The organism is Pleomorphochaeta caudata (assembly GCF_055395745.1).
This window is the reverse complement of record NZ_AP042458.1, coordinates 755702-777083: the sequence shown is the minus strand read 5'-3', so window position 1 is coordinate 777083 and position 21382 is coordinate 755702. Positions and strand designations below refer to the sequence as shown.

Genomic DNA, 21382 nt, shown 5'->3' with positions numbered 1-21382 from the left:
AATCTAATTCAAAGGTGTTACAATGTTTACAACAGAAAAAAGAGGTTTCTATAAAAAATTAATCCAATTATCTGTTCCAATAATGCTTCATCAATTGCTTTTAAATTCAGCATCATTTGTAGATACAATTATGATAGGACATTTAGGGGCAAAAAGTATTGCTGCAGTTGGAATTGCTAATCAAATGTTTTTTTTAATTAATTTAATTTATTTTGGTCTTGGAAGTGGCTCTAGTGTATTAATGTCACAATTTTGGGGTGCAAAAAAAACATTAAATTTTCAAAAAACAATAGTTCTTGCTATATTAACAAGTTCTGTTTTTGCTTTAATTTTTAGTATTTCATCTTTCTTTTTCCCTGAGAAAATAATGCAATTTTTCACTCATGATGAAACTGTAATTACTTTAGGGGTACAATACTTAAAGATTGTTAGTATTAGTTATATTTTTTCTTCAATTGGGTTTATTTATGCTACTGCATTTAGAGCTACTCATAACACACAACTACCTTTATTTATTGCTACATTAGCCCTTACTATTAACACTATTGGGAATTATCTATTAATATTTGGTATTGGACCTTTCCCAGAATTAGGAGTACAAGGAGCCGCTATTTCTACCGCTTTTTGTAGATTCTTAGAGGTGTTTTTGTTAATAAGTTTTTCATATAAGAAAAAATATTCTGAAATAAGCCTAAATAATTTAAAAGTATTTAAATTAACAAAAGAGTTTATAAAAAATTTTTATAAAGCCTGTTCCCCTGTTATATTAAATGAATTAACTTGGGCACTTGGAATGGTTGCCTACAAATATGCCTTTTCTAAAATGGGAACAAATATTTTAGCCGCAGTACAAGTAACAGAATCCATTACAGGATTATTCTTTGTTGTTGCTATGGGCTTTAGTATGTCTGCATCAATTATGATAGGAAATAAAATTGGAGAAAAAAATTATCCTTTATCTCAAACCTATGCTATTAGATTTAATTATCTAAGCATATTAAGTGGTATTGGTGTTGGGTTAATACTATATTTTGTAGCACCAGTATTAACAAAGGCTTTTTCTCTAGGCGATGATGTTTCTATTTTAATTATAAAATCATTATCTGTTTATGCTTTTCTTTTACCATTAAAATTTCTAGTTACAGCAATTATAGTTGGAATTTTAAGAGGTGGTGGAAGTACAACTTTTGCTTTTTTAACCGAGGCCTTATGTATTTGGCTTATTGGCGTTCCAAGTGTTTTCATTGCAGTTTTTGTCTTTAACGTATCATTACCTGTAGTCTATCTTGTAATGAGTCTAGAAGAAATTAGTAAAGGTATAATTGGTCTTTTAAAAATAAAAAGAAAAACTTGGATTAAAGATTTTACATAATCTTAGTAACTATAAAAATTAGTACACAATTTTCCATTTTTTTTATATTTTCTACTTATATTTTGATAATAAATTTGACCTTAATTATTTACTTCTCTATACTTCAAGTGATAAGGAGTTTTTTATGAGTACTGTTTTAATTAATGGCACAGTTTTAACTGGATATGCGCAGTTAAAAGATTGTGCAATTTTAATAGATGATAATGGAAATATTGGAGATATCTTTAATATGCAAAGATTCCCAGAAAAAAAATTTCCAGCAAATACAATAATAATAGATGTTCAAAATAGTTATATAATACCAGGTTTAATCGATACACATATTCATGGAATTGGAGGATATGGAACAGAAGATAATTCTCCAGATTCAATTCTAGGAATGAGTGAAAGATTAGCTGACTTTGGAGTTTCTAGATTTATGCCTACAATCTATACTGATTCTGAAGAAAATATGATGAATGGAATAAAAGCTATTATTAGTGCAATGGGAAAGGAAAAAGGAGCCGTAATTCAAGGTGTAAATCTAGAAGGTCCTTTTATTTCCGAAAAAAGAATTGGAGCTCAAAATCCAAAAGGTCGAAAAGATGTTGATTTAAAACTTTTCCATAAATTCTTAGAAGTTGGTCAAGGTCATATAATTTGTATGACCGTTGCTCCTGAATTAAAGCAAATGAGAGCTCTTGCTCTTGAAGCAAGAAAGCATAATGTTGTGCTATTAGCAGGACATACTGATGCTACTTATGAAAATATTATGGAAGGTATTCAATGTGGCATTTTACACTCAACACACTTTTTCAATGCTATGAGTAGATTACATCACAGAAACCCTGGAACTGTTGGTGCTATTATGATTCAAAGTAACATGAATGCAGAAATCATTTGTGACGGAGTTCATGTTCATCCAGAATTGGTAAAACTACTACTTAGAGAAAAACCTCTAGATAATATTGTAATGGTTACTGATGCTTTAAAACCAACAAAACAACGAACAGGCAAAATGACTGCTAATGGTGTTGAAGCAATGCTCAACGAAGAAGGAGCTTTTGTTAGTAAAAAGGATCCTTCCCTATTCTTAGGAAGTGCTTTAACAATGCTACAAGGTTTAAGAAACATGACGGATTGGGGAATTCCATTAACCGATTCAGTCCAAATGGCTTCAACAAATCCAGCAAGAATATATTCAATGAAAAAAGTTGGATCTATTATTCCAGAATATAGAGCTGATTTAACAATATTAGATGATAAATTACAGTTGAAAGCTTTGTTTATTGGGGGTAAACTAATAAGAGATAGATTTGCATAAAGGAAACTAAGAATGAAAGAATATAACACTTTAGAACCAAAAGCAATTTTCTCTTATTTTAAAGACATCTCAAACATTCCCAGAGAATCTGGGAATGAAGAAGGTGTTCGACAATATTTATTAGAGTTTGCAAAAAAAAATAATTTCAAATCAAAAGTTGATAACATCGGGAATGTAATAATTTATGTACCAGCAACAAAAGGATATGAAAACAAAAGCACTGTAGCATTACAAGGCCATATGGATATGGTTTGTGTAAAAACACTTGAATCAAATCATGATTTTACAAAAGATCCAATTGAACTTGTTGTAGATGGAGATTTTTTAAAAGCAAAGGACACTACTTTAGGTGGTGATAATGGTATTGCACTTGCAATGGCATTAGATGTTTTTACAGATAAAGAGGTTCAGCATGGTCCATTAGAAGGTATTTTTACTATTAGTGAAGAGACAGGTCTAACTGGAGCTTTTAACATTGAACCAGAAAATATAAAAAGCAGAAAACTAATTAACTTAGATAGTGAAGAAGAAGGAATCATTTTTATTGGCTGTGCTGGAGGAATTGAAACTCAGGCAAAGTTAACAACTTCACAATCAATATTAGAGAACTCAACAAAATCTTATAAATTAACAATCAAAGATCTTCTCGGAGGACACAGTGGCGGGGAAATCCATGAACAAAGAGCAAATGCAATTAAATTAATTGCAAGAACTTTAATTGATTTACCTTCTCTAAGAATTTCAAGTATTAACGGTGGAAATAAAAGAAATGTAATCCCATCCTCTTGTACTTGTGTTTTTTCAATTGCGCCAGAGGATGAAAATCTTCTTAATAAAGCAATTGAAAATCTTCATCAAATTTATAAAGATGAATATTCAATTCAAGAACCAAAAATTACAATATTACTAGAACCAGAAGTAATTAATAAAGCATTCTCGATTGAAGATAGTACAAAGTTCATCAGATCTCTATTCTTAGCACCTCATGGGGTTGCTGCAATGAGTATGGAATTAAAAGGAATTGTTGAAACTTCATCAAACTTAGCGATTGTAAAATCTGATGAAAATAGTTTAGAAGCTATCAGTTCTCATAGATCTTCAATAATGAGTAGCAGAGATCATGTAGCTAATCAATGTCTCCAAGCATTTAAAACTTGCAATGCTGAAGTGAAACTAGTTGGAGCATATCCTTCATGGAAACCAGATTTATCTTCAAAGTTAGCAGCTTTTTGTGCAAAAGCTTATGAAGATTATGCTGGCACAAAACCTATTCTAACTGCGATTCATGCAGGTTTAGAATGTGGAATTATAAATTCAAGGATTCCAGGAATGGATTCAGTTTCTTTTGGTCCAAATATGAATGATGTTCATTCCGTAAAAGAGCGTCTTTCAATTTCTTCAACTAAAAGAACTAGTGAATTTTTAAAACATTTATTATCAATTATTGAATAATCATAAAAGGTTAATTAATCATTTTTTTAATTAACCTTTTTATCTTTTTGAGGAAATCATGTCTAATATAATCCCAACTATTGGAATAATTGGAGAAATTACATTACCCTCTCCAACTTCTGCTTTTCAAAATTTTAAACGTCAAGGCTGTGTTGATACCTATATAAATGCGTTTAATAATTTAGATGTAAACATAATTATTATCCCATATATAAAAGAAAACAAAAAACTAAATATAGAAAATTATATTTCTAAAATTGATGGGCTCCTTTTAACAGGAGGTCTTGATGTTGATCCTAGTTTATATAATGAGAAAAGAATAAAAGAATGCAAGCAAAGTGACAAAGCCTTTGATTTAGCTACGATTGCCTTAATTAAAGAAGCAATTAAACAACACAAATCCATTTTAGGAATTTGTAGAGGTTGCCAATTACTAAATGTAGCTTTGGAAGGATCATTATTCCAAGATCAAAAATTTGATGAAAGAGAAAATAAAGATTTAAATCATTTTGACTTAACCCATATTGATACACCTAGTCATCAAATAATTATTAATAAAGAATCTAAACTATTTAATATATTTAAATCACAAATATTAGATGTTAATAGCTTACACCATCAAAGCGTAAATCAAGTCGGAAAAGATTTAGAACTATGCGCATTAAGTACAGATGGAAGCGTTGAAGCAATAGAGCATAGTGATAAAAACTATTTCTGTCTTGGAGTTCAATGGCATCCAGAAACTTTAATTTCAAAAACAGATTCCATGTTTCCGCTTTTTAAAGAATTTGTAAATTCTGCCATTAATTAAAAAAAGGCCCTAGTTTTTTACTAAGGCCATTCTTTTATATCTTTATTCTTTTTAATCTTCTTCAAGAATTTGTTTTGCCATTAAGGCAGCTAAATCAAATGCTTTTTTCTTATCTTCGTCACTTGGAGCGCCTTGATATTCAACTTCTCCAAGGAAATCAAGTTTCATTGAATCTACAAAAGGTAAGAACTGTTTCAAAGCACCACCAGACCAACCATATGATCCAAATCTTGCAATTTTTCTGCCTGTAATATGTGAACGATCCATTTGATCTAAAACAGTATACATTGGTGGGAACATTTTATATTCATATGTTGGCATTCCAATAATAATACCTTCACTTCTCCAGGCTTTTTCTAAAATAAAAGATTCATGTGTTTGTGGTGCTTGGAAAACATGTGCTTGAACACCTTCAACACTTTCAATACCTTTTAAGATACTATCCAATAAAGCTTGAGTATTTCCATACATACTGGACCAAACAACTGTTATTTCTTTTTCTCTTTTTCCTTTTGCATAATTTGCTAAACGTTCATAAGTTGAAATCGCTTTCTCAACATTTTTTCTCCAAATTACACCATGTGAAGGACAAATTGTTTTAACTTCAATTGTTTCTAATTTCTTAATTGCTCTTAAACAAAAAGCTGAAAAAGAACTAATTATATTAGCAAAATATCTTTCAGTTTCTGGCATTAACAAATCCCATTCTTCTTGTGTTAATTGATCATCAAAACTATTTTTATAAATACCATATGAACCGAAAGCATCACAAGAAAAAAGAATTTTTTCTTCAATCAAATAAGTCATCATAGTTTCAGGCCAGTGAACATTTGGAGTCATAAAAAACTGTAACGTTCTTCCGCCAATATCTAAGGTTTCTCCATCTTCAACGGCTCTGACATTATCAGATAAACCATAAAAGGCTTCCATTAAAGGTACTGCTTTTTTTGAACATAATATTTGTACATTAGGATTCTTTTTTACGATATCTACAAGAGCTCCTGTATGATCTGGTTCCATATGATTAACTACTAAATAATCTATATTATTTTCTTTTATGTTTAATGAATCCAATTCAGCATTAACTTCTTCTTCAGCACCATCCCAATCTTTTACATAATCAATTAGAACAGTTTTATCACTTCCTTTAACAAGGTAAGAATTAATCATTACTCCATTAGGAATAGGCCAAATTCCTTCAAATAACTGTTTACAACATACTGTTGATGGTAAACGATAAACATTTTCAACAATTTTATCTGGGTTCATATAATTTACTCCTAAAATATTATTCTATAAAGAAATATATTTTTCTTACACAATTATAGACATAGAGAATTATTTAAACAAGTCAGATTTTTTATTTTCTTATTTTTTTTATTAATTTACGCTAAAGAAACATTATATGTTTTACTAATTTGTTTTAATTTTTGCTCTAATTCTTTATAGTTAGGACAAAGAATTCCAAGTTCGATATAAAAAAATGGACCATGGTTTTTTTCTTTTACATGGGCTAATTCATGTAGCATTACATATTCAATACATTCTCTTGGTAACATAATTAATCTAAAAGAAAAATTTAAATTATTTTTTGAAGAACAAGAGCCCCATCTTGTATTTGATTTCTGAACTTTTATTACATTGATTTTATTCTCATATCTTTGCATTACTAAATTTTCTTTAAATATTTTTTTAACAGCATAAAGTGTTTCTTTTTTATAATAATCAAAGATAGCATTCTTTATTTTTTCTTTATTTATTTCATCAATATATATTATTAATTCTTTTGTTTTCTCATCTCTATATATAAAAATATTTTTTTTTGAATTGTTTAATTCAATAATTTTAAGGGAATACAATTCTCCTAAAAAAAGGAATTTATCACCATCTAAAAAGGTATGCCTTTTTGTTCTTAAATCTTCTTCCAATCTAACTAAATTTTTATTAATCCAAGTTTCATTTTTTTTGACAAATTCAGATATTTTTCTATTAGAAAGTGTGCTCGGAGCACTCACTACAATATCTTGAGATCTTTTTATCGAAATTGTAATTCTTTTATATTTTTTAGATTTTATTATTTTATAATCAATTTTATTTGCATCCAACATAGACGATATTTTTTTTTCTCTTTATAATATTTTTATGAACAATTTTAACTCAATAAATTTGAATTTATACCAACCAATTATTTATAATAAAGAAAGATCTATTCAAACACAAGATATAGAAAACATATACGATTTTTTAATCAAAAAATTAGATAAAAATGGAATAGCATCTGAAGCTTGTATTAAAATACAATACAGCAGTAATGATAGTATCGAATTTAACGCCGAAGAATTTGGTTTTGCAGAATCTCCTTCTCAAGCAGTTATAGATGCCGTAAAAGAAGCTAAAGAAATACCTTTAGAAAACCATGATATGGAGATAAAACCTGGTAATTATAAATTTATTCAATTACCTTTTCTTCCAACTAAAGAAAATCTTTTTGCTACCTTATTACAAATCGCTTGTTCAATCACCAAGAAAAACAATGGATTCTTTTATTTAAGATTGCTTAAAGAAAATTCCATTGTTATATTGGCCCAAATCATAATTGAATTAGAAAAATAGTGGTATTAAGAAAGGCACTAGTATTGTCATGCATAAACCATGATACATTGAAGGGATTATAGTCGATGGGCCGAAATGTGTTGTTATAATAGGGAGTGTAACATCCATTGTTGTTGCACCTCCAACACATACGGCTGGGTAATAAAACCTTCTACCAAATTTTGATAATATTGGGATTAAAAAGAAGGAAAAGCTTTCCCTAAATATGTTACTTAAAAAAGAAATTGAACCTAAAATAGGATATCCTAAATCAGTAATCATTATTCCAGATAAACTATACCAACCAAAGCCTGAAGATAACCCTAAAGATTCTTTTAATGTAAAATCTGAAATTAAAGATAAACTAGCAGCTCCAAGGTATGTTCCTACTACCGTCCAAACAGGCAATAACAAAAGAACAGGAGAGCTAAAAATTTCTTTAATTTTTATGTTAGCTTTTATTATTCCAACACCAGAAAAGAATAATAAAAAATACAATAAATATGAAATAATAGAAGACTCAAACCAATTAAAAAGAGGTGTAAATAATCTTAAAATTATTCCCAAAAAAACAATAGAAATTAGAACTAAAGGTTCTTTAATTACATTAATAGCTTTTTTAAATCTATGTCTCTTTAATTGTATTTTGGCTTCCTCTTTTAATTCTTGATTATAAAGAGAATTTACATCACTATTTGTTATAATGATATTGTTGTTTTTTATGTAGCCCTTTTCATCTACAATTTTATGCTTTTTAAAATCTATCAAATATGAAGCTATAGTAGAAACCAAGATTGTCCCCCCAATCGAAAAGACTGTTACAAGCAAAGCTTTAGCGCCAATGGTATCTAGTTTAGATAGAATTCCTTCGATAGAACCAGTATTCACTCCCATAAAAAATAATAAAAGATATAATGTAATACTTAAAAAAAAGTCAGAAAATTTAAGTATTTTTTTTGATATTTTCTTACCTACAAACACACCCAAAATTAATGATGAAATTAATTTTGCTAAATATACAACAGTTTCCATAAAGGCAACATAATCCAAATATAAACATAAATCAATCACAATTTGTGAGGTTTTACATAATAAAAATAAATTTAGTCTTTACGCTTTAAGGATTGAAGGGTATATTTTTATTCATGAACATTGAGAAAAAAAGCGATACTGTACATTTAATTAAGTTTAAAGATAATAGTGAATTACTATTAATTGGGACTGCACATATTTCAAAAGACAGCGTCAATGAAGTTAAGCAACAAATAGAAGAATATGAACCTGATAGAATTTGTATTGAACTAGATAAAACAAGATATTCTAATAAAAAAGACAATCAAACTTGGTCAGATAAAACATTAATAAAAGTTTTAAAAGAAGGTAAAGGTTTTTTATTATTAGCTAATATGGCTTTAGCCTCTTTTCAAAAAAGAATGGGAAATAATACAGGAATATCTCCTGGCGAAGAAATTCTTAATGCGGCTAAATTAGCTGAAGAAAAAAATATCCCATTTTCCTTTTGTGATAGAGAGATACAAACAACCTTTAAAAGAGCTTGGAAAAAATCAAATTTTTGGAATAAAATGAAATTATTAGCAACTCTAATCTCTGCTGCATTTAGCAAAGAAAGCATTTCTGAAGAGGAAATCGCTGAATTAAAAAAAGCTGATGTATTAGAAACCATGCTAAAAGAAATGTCTAAAGAACTTCCAACAATAAAAGAAGTCCTTATCGATGAAAGAGATCAATTCTTGGCAAAAAGCATGTATAAAGCTAAGGGTCAAAAAAAACTTGGGGTTATAGGAGCTGGACATACAAAAGGAATTTTGAAACAACTAGAAGCTCTAGATAATGGTGAAATTGATACAGACACTTCAAAGATATCTGAAGTTCCACCATCTAGTAAATTTACAAAAGCATTAAAATATATTATTCCAGCTTTAATAATAGGAATTATAGCATATGGATTTATTCATTCAGGTTGGACTCGAGGATTAAAACTTTTTGGATATTGGGTTATGGTAAATGCTATTTTTACAGCCATTGGAGGTATTGTAGCGCTTGCCCATCCTATTAACATAATTATTAGTATGTTTGCGGCCCCTTTTACAAGTTTAAATCCAACTATTGGGGTTGGAATTGTTTCAGGACTTTTAGAATATAAGTTTAGAAAACCAAGTGTAAAAGATTTTACAAACATGAGTGACGATGCTCTTACCTTGAAAGGCTGGTACAAAAATAAAGCCTTACACGGTTTATACGTTTTCTTTGTTTGTTCAATAGGTTCAGCAATTGGAACCTTTATTGGATTCCCTGTTTTACTAAATATATTAGCTTAATTTTATAAAAAATATATATTAAACAATCTCATTAATGAGATTGTTTTTTTATATCAAATTTACTACATCTAGAATATTAAAGCATTTTAAACTTTTAATTTTTTTTGATTCAAACGTATTTGGAGCGATTACTTCTTCAAAGCCCATTTCAATTGCGGCTTTAACTCTTTTTTCATTATAATTAACAGGTCTAACTTCACCCGCCAAACTTAATTCTCCAAAAGCAATACAACTTTCTTCAAACATCTTACCCTTTAAAGAGGAGGCTAAGGCTGCTGCTAATGCTAATTCAATTGAGACCTCTTTTAATTTTATACCTCCACCAACATTTACATAAATATCATAATTTCCAAAACACAAATTTGTGTGTCTTTCTAAGATTGCAGCAACTCGTGTTACACGTGAAACATCTATACGATCACTATATATTCTAGAATATCCACCTTTTGTTGGAATTGTTAATGCTTGAATTTCTACTATAAAAGTTCTTGATCCTTCAACAACTGCGGTAAAAGCAATACCAGGGGGCAAATGTCCTTTTGCTCTTTTATTTAGAAAAAGTCCAGACGGATTTTTTATCACTTGAAGGCCTTTTTCATCCATCTTAAAAATACCTAACTCATCCACCGATCCAAATCGATTTTTTACAGCTCTAATAATTCTAACACCATTTGTACTTTGATCAAAATACAACACAGTATCAACTAAATGCTCAACAATTTTTGGGCCAGCAATTAAACCATCTTTTGTTACATGTCCTATAAAAAATACAGAAGCATCGATTTGTTTTGCTTTCCCAACTAATTCCATTGCACAACTTCTCATTTGTGCGGAAGAACCAGCTATTGAATTAATTTGTGATGAAGTTAATGTTTGTAAGGAATCAATAACCATGATTTGAGGCTTTAACTCATCTATAATACTTAAAAGATTTTCAATCTTTGTATTATTATAAATATATACTTTACTAGAATCTAAACCGAGTCTAATTGCCCTTTGCTTTATCTGGGAAGCAGATTCTTCGCCACTAACATATAGCACTTTATATTGTGAAGAACAGTTCGCTACAGTCTGTAGCATTAAAGTAGATTTACCAATACCCGGTTCACCACCTAAAAGGATAGCTGAGCCTTTCATTAGACCTCCACCTAAAACTCTATCAAACTCATCAAAGCCTGTTTTAAGTCTCATTTCACTTGCTATTTCAACATCTTTTAATACCATCAATTCATTAGTTGTTGAGATATTAACACGTTTTCCCTTTAGCGTTTCTTCTTCAATAATTTGTTCTTCAAAAGAATTCCAACTACCACAAGAGGTACAACGTCCCATCCATTTTGATTCTACTTTACCGCATTCTTTACAAACATATTTAACTTTATTTTTCTTCATTTTAATTCCTGTTTTATCTTAATTATTATAACATAGATCCCAATAAATAAAAAAAGCATCTACAAAAATCTAGAAATTATTCTATATCTTTTTGAGATGCTTAAAATTATTATTTATTAGAAGTTCTAAAATTCAATTAATTCAACATTAAATATTAAATATGCATTAGGTGGAATTACACCAGGATAACCTTGTGCACCATAACCTAATTCTGGAGGAATAATTAAAGTTCGTTCTTCACCTTTTGTCATGGTTTGTAGAGCTTCATTCCAACCTTCAATGACTGTTCCAATTCTAAACTGAGCAGGAACACCTCTTGCTCTAGAAGAATCAAAAACTTTTCCATCTAATAGTTTTCCTTCATAATGAACAGTTACTGTTGTTCCCATTTTAGGACTTTCTTTTTTATCGCCTTCTTTTTTTACTACATACATTAGACCAGATTCGGTTTCTTTTGCAGTAGGGTAGGCCTTTTTTATTGCTTTTAAAACACCAGCTCTTTCTTTTTTAATCTTTTCTAATCTTACCTTGTCTGCATTTTGAATTAATTCTTCAAACTTTTCACGTGAAACAATAAAGCCTTCAGCTGCATCACCTACTCTTTCAATAGTGACTTTATTAATCTTATCACCTTGAGCTATAGAATTTACTACATCTAGACCTTCTACAACTTTTCCAAAAACTGTATGTTTATCGTCTAACCAAGGGGTTTCAACATGAGTAATAAAAAATTGGGAACCGTTTGTTCCTGGTCCAGCATTAGCCATAGATAAAACACCTGGACCACTATGACGTAAAGAACTATCAAATTCATCAGGGAATTTATAACCAGGGCCACCTGTTCCTGTTCCTAAAGGGCAACCTCCTTGAATCATAAAGTTATCTATTACTCTATGGAAATTTAATCCATCATAAAATGGAGTTCCTTCATCTTCTCTATTTAGAACACCTTCTGCTAATCCAACAAAATTCATAACAGTCATTGGTGTTTTTTCAAATTCTAAGTTTAAGGTTATATCACCTTTTTCTGTATTAATAATGGCGTATAATCCATCACTTAAATTTTTACTCATAAAATTTATTCTCCTTATATTTATTTCATAATATGGCTTATTCTTTTAACAACCTATGAAATATATCATTTAATTCATCTTCAGTATTATAAGATAACATAATTTTACCTTTTTTTATATTACCTTTAATTTCTACTTTATTACCTAATTCTTGCATTAATTTATCTTGAAGTTCAAGAATTTTATCGTCTTTATTCTTTTTTTCTTTTTCTTCTATCTTTTTGCTTCTTTTTCCTGCGTTATAATCTCTTGCTAAATTTTCAGCAGCTCTTACAGATAGTGATTCATTTTTTATTTTATTTAATAGAACTATTCTATCTGCAGGATTTTTTAAAGACAATAAAGCTCGTGCATGACCTGATGAGTATTCCTCATTTATAATATCTTCTTGCATGTCATTTGGTAATTGTAATAACCTCATGCTATTACTTATTGCTGATCTACTTTTACCAATTTTTAGAGCTAAGTCCTCTTGTTTTAAGCCTGTTTCATTTATTAATGCTAAATAAGCATTAGCTTCTTCAATAGGATTTAAATCTTCTCTTTGAATATTTTCTATCAACGCGATTTCTAATCTATTTAAATTAGTTATTTTTTTTACGATTACAGGAATTGTTTTTAAATCAGCTATTTTTGCAGCTCTATATCTTCTTTCTCCTGCAACAATAGCATAATTACCACCCTCAATTTCTTCGACTATAATTGGTTGTAAAACACCTTGTTCTTTTATTGATATTGATAACTCTTTTATAGATTCTGAATTAAAATTCTTTCTTGGTTGATTTTTATTAGTTTTTATGGCATCAATTGGTATTTCTAATATATTAGTTTGCGGATTATCATCATTTGATATTTTATTTGAAAATAGTCCATCTAAAGAATAGCCTTCAATTAATGAGCCCATTCCTTTTCCTAACCCTTTTTTTCTATTATTCGACACGAGATACAACCTCCTGAGCTAATTTTCGATATGCTTTTGCACCTAAACAACTATTATCATATGCAAAAATTGGTAACCCATATGATGGCGCTTCCGACAATCTAACATTTCGAGGTATCATTGTCTTAAAAACAAGATCATTGAAATAATTAGTAACATCTTCAACAACTTCATTTGCTAATTTAGTTCTCTTACTGTACATAGTAAATAATATACCAAGAATCTCTAAGTTTTTATTTAATTCTCTTTTTATACTAATAACAGTACGCATCAATGAATTTAATCCTTCCATTGCTAAATACTCACATTGCATAGGAATAATAACAAAATCCGTCCACACTAAAGCATTAACAGTAACAATACCTAAAGAAGGGGGACAATCTCCTATTATAAAATCATATTGATTATTCAAATCTTTTAATGCATTTTTTACATAAAAGTTCCTATTATCTTCATTAACTAATTCTATATTTAATCCTGCTATATCAACACTAGCAGGTATGATATCCAAATTTTTAACTAATGTTTTTTGACAAGCCTTAGTTGCAGAAATTTGATTAGTTACAACCTCATAAGTTCCAGGTGCTTCAATATCAGCAGAAAGAGAACTTGATAGATTACCTTGAGAATCAAAATCAATTAATAAAACTTTTTTCCCACTTAAAGCTAAGGCAGCACCTAAATTAACAACACTTGTTGTTTTACCAACGCCACCTTTTTGATTTAAAAAAATTATTTTTATAGCATTCATATATTAAATATAAGGCAAATATCTTAAATTGTCAGTAATAAAAGTTAAATTAGAGTCAAACCATTTTTATTTTGTAGACGATTAAAACTTTTTTTTGTATACTTAACTCACAAAAGAAATAATAAAATAGGAGTTTAACATGGAAGAAAAAGTAATAGCTGCCATTAATGATATTCGCCCTTCTCTACAAAACGATGGTGGAGATATAGAATTTATCAAATTAGAAGGAAAAACAGTATTTGTAAGTCTTCAAGGAGCTTGTGCTGGTTGTCCAATGTCTCAAATGACACTAAAAGGTGGCGTTGAAAGATATTTAAGAGATAAAGTTGATTCAGAAATCGTTGTAGAAAATGTTTAACGTGAAACATTAATATAGTTAAAAATACATTACATCTTATTTGTAATGTATTTTTTTTAATTTTTTATATACAAATTTAAAAAGTAGAGTTAGAATAGTGACGTCTTCTGTTATTTATTTACCCATTTTTTGTTGTTTATTAACACAAATTATGGGTATCTTTTTTTAAAAAAACTAAATTCATCAGTTTTTCTTCTTTTTTAATATATTTTTTCTATTTTTTCCACTTTATTAAATTATTTAATTTGTTATAACAAAAGGAATTAAAATGATAAATTTCTTCCTTTTGTTTCTTTAGAAAGAAACAAAATTGCTTGGTAATTTTTCTTATTTATATCACTTATAGTATAAAAAAATCACCTATTGTATAGAATAGGTGATTTTATTTGGTAACTTTATTACCTTTATATTTATGTACTTTTTATTTTCTTATATGATAACGATTTATTCCTCTGAAGTAGTGATAGTTTCTTCAGTCTCTTCATTATTTTCCTCTTCTTCATCAAAATATGAAGTAGTTGCTAAAGCTACAATACTATCTTCTTTACTTTTCATCGTTACAACACATACACCACTTGCATTTCTTCCTTGTGTAGAAATATCTTTAACGTGCATTCTTATAGTTTGTCCTAATAAAGTAACACAAACAATATCATTTTCTTCATTAACAGAAACAGCATTTACGATAGAACTACCCTTATCTGTTAATCTAAAGATTTTTTGACCTTGGGTTCCTCTGTGATGATTCATAAATTGATCATAAGCAACTTGTTTTCCTTTTCCTTTATCAGTTACCATTAATACACATTTAGTGTTGTCAACTTTTAATAACCCAGCAACATTGTCATCGCCTCTTAATTTAATACCTCTAACACCATGGGTTGCTCTACCCATAGCTCTAACATCAGTAGCATTCATTCTTAAGGCAAGACCGTTTTTAGTTACAAGCATAACATCATCTTCATCTTGTACAAATTCACAATGCAACAAAGCATCACCTTCATCTAAAATAATAGCTATAACACCTTTGGATTTTGCATTTCTGAATAAATCCAATCTACATCTTTTTACTACACCAAACTTAGTAGCTACCATTAAGTATTTATCTTCATCGAATTCTTTAAAATTGAAAATAGTTGTTATTTTTTCTTCCGAATTAAGTTGTAGCAAGGTTTTGATGCTAGTACCTTTAGCTGCTTTTGAAGCTTCTGGGATCTCAAAGACTTTTGTATAATAAGCCTTTCCTGCATCAGTTACATACATTACATATTCATGAGTAGAAGCAACAAACATATGTTCTACAAAATCTTCATCTTGAAGCTTAGTTGTTTTTGAACCTTTACCAGCTCTACCTTGGGCTTTATATTCTTCTAAAGGAATACGTTTTGCAAAACCTTTATTACTAATTAAAACTACAACATCTTCTTCTTTAATAAAATCTTCTAAATTACTTTGTCCGATTTCTTCAGGATGAATCTTTGTTAATCTCTTATCCTTTGCTCCAACTCTGCTTGCTAAATCTTTTATCTCTTGAGAAATAACATTAAGTATTTTTTCTTTACTAGATAATAATTCTTGGTAATATGCAATTTTTGTCTCTAAATCAGCTAATTCATCTAAAATTTTACTAGCTTCAAGTTGTGATAATCGGCCTAACTTCATATCAATAATTGCTTGAGCTTGAACTTCATCTAAATTAAAGCTTTCCATTAATCTATCACAAGCAATAGTATTGTTTGGACTATTTTTAATAATACTAATTACTTCATCAATATTATCTAAACCAATCTTTAAACCTTTTAATATATGAGCTCTTTCTTGTGCTTTTTTCAAATCATATTTAGTTCGTCTTGTTACAACATCTTCTCTATGACGTATATAATAAACTAACATTTGTTTTAAGTTTAATAATTGAGGTCTTCCATTTACTAAAGCTAAGTTATTAACATTAAAATTTGATTGTAATGGCGTTTTTGCAAATAATAAGTTTAATACTACTATTGCAGGAGCACCTGATTTTAATTCAACTACTATTCTAATTCCGTTTCTATCAGATTCATCTTTTACTAATGCTATTCCTGGAATTATATTATCTTTTCTTAAAGCATCAATTTTTTTTACTAATTCAGCTTTATTAACTTGATATGGAATCTCAGTAAATACAATTTGATCATGTCCTTTATCTGGAATTTCTATTTCATAAGAAGCTCTAACTACAATTTTTCCTTTACCTGTTGTAAAAGCATCTCTAATTCCACTTAATCCGCAAATATTAGCTGCTGTAGGAAAATCTGGACCCTTAATATAATTTTGCATTAATTCATCAATAGTTATATCAGGATCTTGTATTACAGCCTCTAAAGCAGCACAAATTTCACTAATGTTATGGGGAGCCATATTTGTAGCCATACCAACAGCAATACCGCTAGTTCCGTTTGCTAATAAAAATGGAAAAGCTGCAGGAAGGACTGTAGGTTCAGTCATTGAATCATCATAGTTAGGACCAAAATCAACAGTTTCCTTATTGATATCGGTTAACATTTCTTCCCCGATTTTACTCATTTTTGATTCAGTATATCTCATTGCAGCTGGTGGATCTCCATCGATAGATCCAAAGTTACCTTGTGGAGCTACAACTGGATATCTTAAGGAGAAATCTTGAGCTAATCTTACAAGAGCATCATAAACAGAAGCATCACCATGTGGGTGATATTTACCTAGTACATCACCAACAATTCTTGCACATTTTTTATAACTTCCAGAAGATTTTAATCCCATATCAAACATATCATATAAAATACGTCTATGAACGGGTTTTAAGCCATCTCTTACATCTGGTAAAGCTCTTGAAACTATAACAGACATTGCATAATTTAGATAAGAAGATTTCATTTCTTTTGAAACTTCAACATCTATAATTCTTTCATTTTTTTCTATTATTTGATCATCATCCATAAAGATTCCCTTCTATACATCCAAATTAGAAACATATTCTGCGTTTGCATCAATAAACTCACGTCTTGGAGCAACATCTTCTCCCATTAACATTGAGAAAACTCTATCTGCTTCTTCTGCGTCTTCCAACCTAATTCTACTTATCATTCTTGTTTCAGGATTCATAGTTGTTTCCCAAAGTTGATCAGGATTCATTTCACCCAAACCTTTATATCTTTGAATAGCAACACCTTTAGAAGAATCTGTAATATTATTCTCATCAAGAATTTTTACTCTAGCTTCTTCATCATAAGCATAAAAGACTTTTTTATTAATAGTAATTTTATATAGAGGAGGCATTGCAAAATATACATAGCCAGCTTCTATTAATGGTTTCATATATCTATAGAAGAAAGTTAATAATAAAGTTCTAATGTGAGAACCATCAACATCAGCATCAGCCATAATTATTACTTTATGATAACGTACTTTTTCAATATCAAAAGTTCCACTATCTTGTTCATCTTCATCTTCATTTACTACATTATTATATCTTGTTATTCCTGCACCAAGAGTTTGAATAATAGGTTGTAATTTATCATTTCCAATTACTTTATATTCTTGCGCTTTTTCAACGTTGAGCATTTTACCCCAAAGAGGCAAAATAGCTTGGAAAGATCTATCTCTACCTTGCTTAGCAGAACCGCCTGCACTATCTCCCTCAACAATATAAACTTCACATTTTGCTGGATCTTTTTCTGAACAGACAGCTAATTTACCAGGAAGGCCACCACCATCACTTTTTTTTCTAATTTGTTCTCTTGCTTTTCTTGCAGCAATTCTTCCTTGAGCAGCACCAATTATTTTAGTTAATATAACTTCTGCAATATTAGGGAATTCATCAAAATAATTTCCTAATTTTTCATAAACTAATGATTGAACCAATCCAGAAACAGCAGAGTTTCCAAGTTTCATCTTAGTTTGTCCTTCAAATTGAGGCTCAGGCATTTTTACTGAAACAATAGCAGTTAACCCTTCAGCAATATCAGATGAATCAATTTTATCACTAAACTTTTTAAGTAATTTAGTATTTTTCTGTAATTGATTATTAATAGTTCTTGATAAACCACTCTTAAAACCAGATAGGTGAGTACCACCTTCTCTTGTATTAATATTGTTTACAAAAGTAAGAATTTTTTGATCATATTTATCATTATATTGAAGAGCTACTTCAACTCTAATGTTGTCTTTTTCACCTTCAAAATCAATTGGGGTTTCATGAATAACTTTTTTAAATTCATTTAAATATGAAACAAAATGAGAGATACCACCTTCAGCATGGAAAGTTTCATGTTTTACATTTTCTTTATCTCTATTATCAGTAACTGAAATTGCAATACCTTTATTTAAAAAAGCTAGTTCTCTAAATCTATTAGCTAAAACTTCATAAGAGAATTTGTTTTCTTCCATAATAGTAAAGTCAGGAGTAAATTTTATGATAGTACCTGTTTTCTCAGTTTGTCCTACTCTTTCAACTTCCATTTGTGGAATACCTTTTTCATATACTTGTTTATAGATTTCTCTATCTCTAAAAACATTTACTTCAAGGTAATCAGATAAGGCATTTACACAAGAAACACCAACACCATGGAGTCCCCCAGAAACCTTATAAGAGTTTTTATCAAATTTACCACCAGCATGAAGCTGAGTTAATACAACCTCAAGAGAACTTTTCTTTTCTGTAGGATGTAAATCAACTGGTATACCTCTACCATTATCCTCAACAATACAAACTTCACGTTCATTTTCATCAATATCTAATGTAACAATAATTTCAGAACAGTAACCAGCCATTGCTTCGTCAATACTGTTATCGACGACTTCATATACTAAATGATGGAGCCCTTCTATTCCTGTAGAACCAATATACATACCGGGTCTTTTTCTAACGGCTTCTAAGCCTTTTAGAACTTGAATATTACCTGCACCATAATCATTGTTTTTAACAGTATCTGAAGTCTCAATAAAATCTTCTGTTTCTGTTACAGATTCTTCTTTTTTAATATCTTCTATCATGATAATTCCTTATTTGTGCGAAGAAAATTAATATAAAAATAGAAAACTCCTATTTAATAATATTGCACATATTTTAGGTTTTTTCTTTAACTATTAAAATAATTAATAGAAGAAGATTTTATTATAAAAATAAAATACCTTTAATCTATTTTATTATAACAAAATCAAGATTAAGTTACAAGTAATTTTATTTTTTAAATCACAACTAAATTCTTTTATAAAAAATAAATATACCACTTTTTTGTAACTTTTTTTCTTTACTTTTTATATTAATTATTAGACTAATCGAACCAAGTTTTTTTTCAAATAAAGCTTGCAACCATTATTAAGAAAGAGTAATATAATTTTATGAATTATACACAAGAATACTATTCTGATTTATGGGATAAAATTTTAGATAAATTAAAACAAGTTAATAAATCTGCCGAAAATAGTAAAATGCAATTTGTTTACGCCGAAGATAATAAATTGTATATAGATGCTGTATCAGAGTTTCGTAAAGGTTATTATACTAACCAATATTCAAAATTATTAAATGAATACATTTTAGAATTTACTGAAGAATCATTGGAAATAATATTTTTTGTGAATGATAATAAAAGTGAAAAAACAGAAACTTCTAAAGCACAACAAGCAGAAAAAAAAATTAACAAAACTATAAACCAAATTAGCGATACTAAGAAATCTTCCTTTTCAAATTTAGTAAATAATAAAAAAGATAGTTACCAAGAAAAAAAATTATTAGAAAGAAAAAAAGATAGCAATTTAAACGAAAGATATACTTTTGATTCCTTTATAATGGGAGACAATACAAGCCTTGCTTACAATGTTTCTTTAGCTATAGCAAAAGAACCAGGTATTGCTTATAACCCTTGTTTAATATATGGAGGTGTTGGTCTTGGAAAAACTCACCTTTTACAATCTATTGGTAATTATATTATTAATAATAATAATCGTTTAAAAGTTATTTATGTTACTGCAGAAAAATTTACTAATGAATTTATTAATTCTTTAGGAAACAATAATCAGATTAATAATTTTAAAAATAAGTATAGAAAAGTTGATGTTTTATTAATTGATGACGTACACTTTTTACAAAAAAAACAAGGGATACAAGAAGAATTATTTCATACTTTTAATGATTTATACGAAACAAGAAGACAAATGGTTTTCACTTGTGATAGACCAATTAACGAATTAAAATCTATGACAGATAGATTGAAAAGTAGATTCTCTAGAGGTATAAATGTAGATTTAAGACCTCCTGAATATGAAACAAAAGTCAAAATTTTAAGAGTAAAAAATAATGAAAAAGGTAACATTTTAAATGAGGAAATTATTGATTATTTATGCCAAAATATTAATACAAATGTTAGAGATTTAGAAGCTGCTTTTACTAAGCTTTCAGCATTTAATGAATTTACAAATGTTAAGCTAACTTTAGATAAAACAAAAGAGTTAATAGCACCTACTTTACCTTTTGAAAATCCTAATTTAAAAAACCTTTCAGTAGATAAAATAATAAGAGCAACAGCTGAATATTTTGACTTAACGTCTTTTGAAATTAAAGGAAAAAAGAGAAATAAAAAAATAGTTTCAGCCAGACAAATAGCTATATTTTTATCAAGAGATTTAACAAGTCTTTCTACTACAGAAATAGGATATGATTTTAGTAAAGATCATACAACAATTATGCATGCTATAGAAAAAGTTGAAAAAGCAAAAGCAACAAATATTGAATTAAGTAAGAGTTTAGAATCAATAAAAAATTCACTTCTTTCCTTAGAATAAAAACAAACAAAATAATTTATATTTTATAAATGTCTCTTTATAGTTAGTAATTTTTATTACTAATTTTTTTATAATAAGAGGCATTTTTTTTAATGCATTTTTTAATATTTCTTCCTTATATATTATATACATTTTTAAAATTCTACTTTCTTTACTTTCTTCTATATGTGTATAAGTTGTGGATAAATTGTTGATAAG

At 28.7% G+C, this 21382-nt stretch carries 17 protein-coding genes; 8 read left to right on the top strand and 9 right to left on the bottom strand.

Features of this window, described 5'->3' with window-relative positions:
• Positions 1–22 precede the first annotated feature (22 nt).
• The 4 genes from ACZ5RS_RS03565 to ACZ5RS_RS03550 all read left to right on the top strand — a co-directional run bounded on the left by ACZ5RS_RS03565 (position 23) and on the right by ACZ5RS_RS03550 (position 4938).
• The gene (locus ACZ5RS_RS03565; RefSeq protein WP_464637556.1) at positions 23–1372 is read left to right on the top strand and encodes an MATE family efflux transporter; all 1350 of its coding nucleotides are present in this window, start codon (positions 23–25) and stop codon (positions 1370–1372) included.
• Between the two features lie 124 nt (positions 1373–1496).
• Positions 1497–2675, top strand: coding sequence for an N-acetylglucosamine-6-phosphate deacetylase (nagA, locus tag ACZ5RS_RS03560; protein WP_464637555.1), 1179 nt, complete (start codon positions 1497–1499; stop codon positions 2673–2675).
• A gap of 12 nt (positions 2676–2687) precedes the next feature.
• Positions 2688–4127 carry an aminoacyl-histidine dipeptidase gene (locus ACZ5RS_RS03555; RefSeq protein WP_464637553.1) on the top strand — a complete coding sequence of 480 codons (1440 nt, stop codon included), beginning with the start codon at positions 2688–2690 and terminating at the stop codon, positions 4125–4127.
• A gap of 58 nt (positions 4128–4185) precedes the next feature.
• Entirely contained in the window at positions 4186–4938 is a 753-nt protein-coding gene (locus ACZ5RS_RS03550) for a gamma-glutamyl-gamma-aminobutyrate hydrolase family protein (RefSeq protein ID WP_464637552.1), read from the top strand.
• A 51-nt stretch (positions 4939–4989) separates the two neighbouring features.
• Here ACZ5RS_RS03550 and ACZ5RS_RS03545 read toward each other — a convergent pair whose 3' ends face one another.
• The gene (locus tag ACZ5RS_RS03545; protein WP_464637550.1) at positions 4990–6207 is read right to left on the bottom strand and encodes an FprA family A-type flavoprotein; all 1218 of its coding nucleotides are present in this window, start codon (positions 6205–6207) and stop codon (positions 4990–4992) included.
• A gap of 116 nt (positions 6208–6323) precedes the next feature.
• Positions 6324–7046 carry a M48 family metallopeptidase gene (locus tag ACZ5RS_RS03540; protein WP_464637548.1) on the bottom strand — a complete coding sequence of 241 codons (723 nt, stop codon included), beginning with the start codon at positions 7044–7046 and terminating at the stop codon, positions 6324–6326.
• A gap of 34 nt (positions 7047–7080) precedes the next feature.
• Between ACZ5RS_RS03540 and ACZ5RS_RS03535 the strand changes: the two genes are divergently transcribed.
• Entirely contained in the window at positions 7081–7551 is a 471-nt protein-coding gene (locus ACZ5RS_RS03535) for a hypothetical protein (protein ID WP_464637546.1), read from the top strand.
• Here the strand turns inward: ACZ5RS_RS03535 and ACZ5RS_RS03530 are convergent.
• Positions 7540–8562, bottom strand: a complete 1023-nt coding sequence (locus ACZ5RS_RS03530; protein WP_464637544.1) for a LysO family transporter — start codon at positions 8560–8562, stop codon at positions 7540–7542. The genes ACZ5RS_RS03535 and ACZ5RS_RS03530 overlap by 12 nt on opposite strands.
• Before the next feature lie 113 nt (positions 8563–8675).
• On the opposite strand from ACZ5RS_RS03530, the gene ACZ5RS_RS03525 reads away from it, so the two are divergent.
• A complete protein-coding gene (locus tag ACZ5RS_RS03525) occupies positions 8676–9869 on the top strand; it encodes a TraB/GumN family protein (RefSeq protein ID WP_464637543.1) in 1194 nt (397 codons plus the stop codon).
• Between the two features lie 48 nt (positions 9870–9917).
• Here the strand turns inward: ACZ5RS_RS03525 and radA are convergent, their stop codons facing one another.
• From radA to ACZ5RS_RS03505, 4 genes are all read right to left on the bottom strand, one after another.
• Positions 9918–11261, bottom strand: coding sequence for a DNA repair protein RadA (gene radA / locus ACZ5RS_RS03520; RefSeq protein WP_464637541.1), 1344 nt, complete (start codon positions 11259–11261; stop codon positions 9918–9920).
• A gap of 125 nt (positions 11262–11386) precedes the next feature.
• Positions 11387–12334 carry a peptidylprolyl isomerase gene (locus ACZ5RS_RS03515; protein ID WP_464637540.1) on the bottom strand — a complete coding sequence of 316 codons (948 nt, stop codon included), beginning with the start codon at positions 12332–12334 and terminating at the stop codon, positions 11387–11389.
• Positions 12335–12371: 37 nt separating this feature from the next.
• Positions 12372–13274, bottom strand: coding sequence for a ParB/RepB/Spo0J family partition protein (locus tag ACZ5RS_RS03510; protein ID WP_464637538.1), 903 nt, complete (start codon positions 13272–13274; stop codon positions 12372–12374).
• Entirely contained in the window at positions 13264–14025 is a 762-nt protein-coding gene (locus tag ACZ5RS_RS03505) for a ParA family protein (protein WP_464637536.1), read from the bottom strand. The genes ACZ5RS_RS03510 and ACZ5RS_RS03505 overlap by 11 nt, the downstream gene beginning before the upstream one ends.
• Positions 14026–14164: 139 nt before the next feature.
• Here ACZ5RS_RS03505 and ACZ5RS_RS03500 point away from each other — a divergent pair, with 139 nt between their 5' ends.
• The gene (locus ACZ5RS_RS03500; protein ID WP_464637535.1) at positions 14165–14383 is read left to right on the top strand and encodes a NifU family protein; all 219 of its coding nucleotides are present in this window, start codon (positions 14165–14167) and stop codon (positions 14381–14383) included.
• Positions 14384–14827: 444 nt separating this feature from the next.
• Here ACZ5RS_RS03500 and gyrA read toward each other — a convergent pair whose 3' ends face one another.
• The gene (gene gyrA, locus ACZ5RS_RS03495; protein ID WP_464637533.1) at positions 14828–17338 is read right to left on the bottom strand and encodes a DNA topoisomerase (ATP-hydrolyzing) subunit A; all 2511 of its coding nucleotides are present in this window, start codon (positions 17336–17338) and stop codon (positions 14828–14830) included.
• 12 nt (positions 17339–17350) lie between these two features.
• Positions 17351–19393 carry a DNA topoisomerase (ATP-hydrolyzing) subunit B gene (gene gyrB / locus ACZ5RS_RS03490; protein ID WP_464637532.1) on the bottom strand — a complete coding sequence of 681 codons (2043 nt, stop codon included), beginning with the start codon at positions 19391–19393 and terminating at the stop codon, positions 17351–17353.
• A 348-nt stretch (positions 19394–19741) separates the two neighbouring features.
• Between gyrB and dnaA the strand changes: the two genes are divergently transcribed.
• Positions 19742–21184: a chromosomal replication initiator protein DnaA gene (gene dnaA / locus ACZ5RS_RS03485; protein WP_464637530.1), complete on the top strand. Its 1443-nt coding sequence runs from the start codon at positions 19742–19744 to the stop codon at positions 21182–21184.
• Positions 21185–21382: the final 198 nt, after the last annotated feature.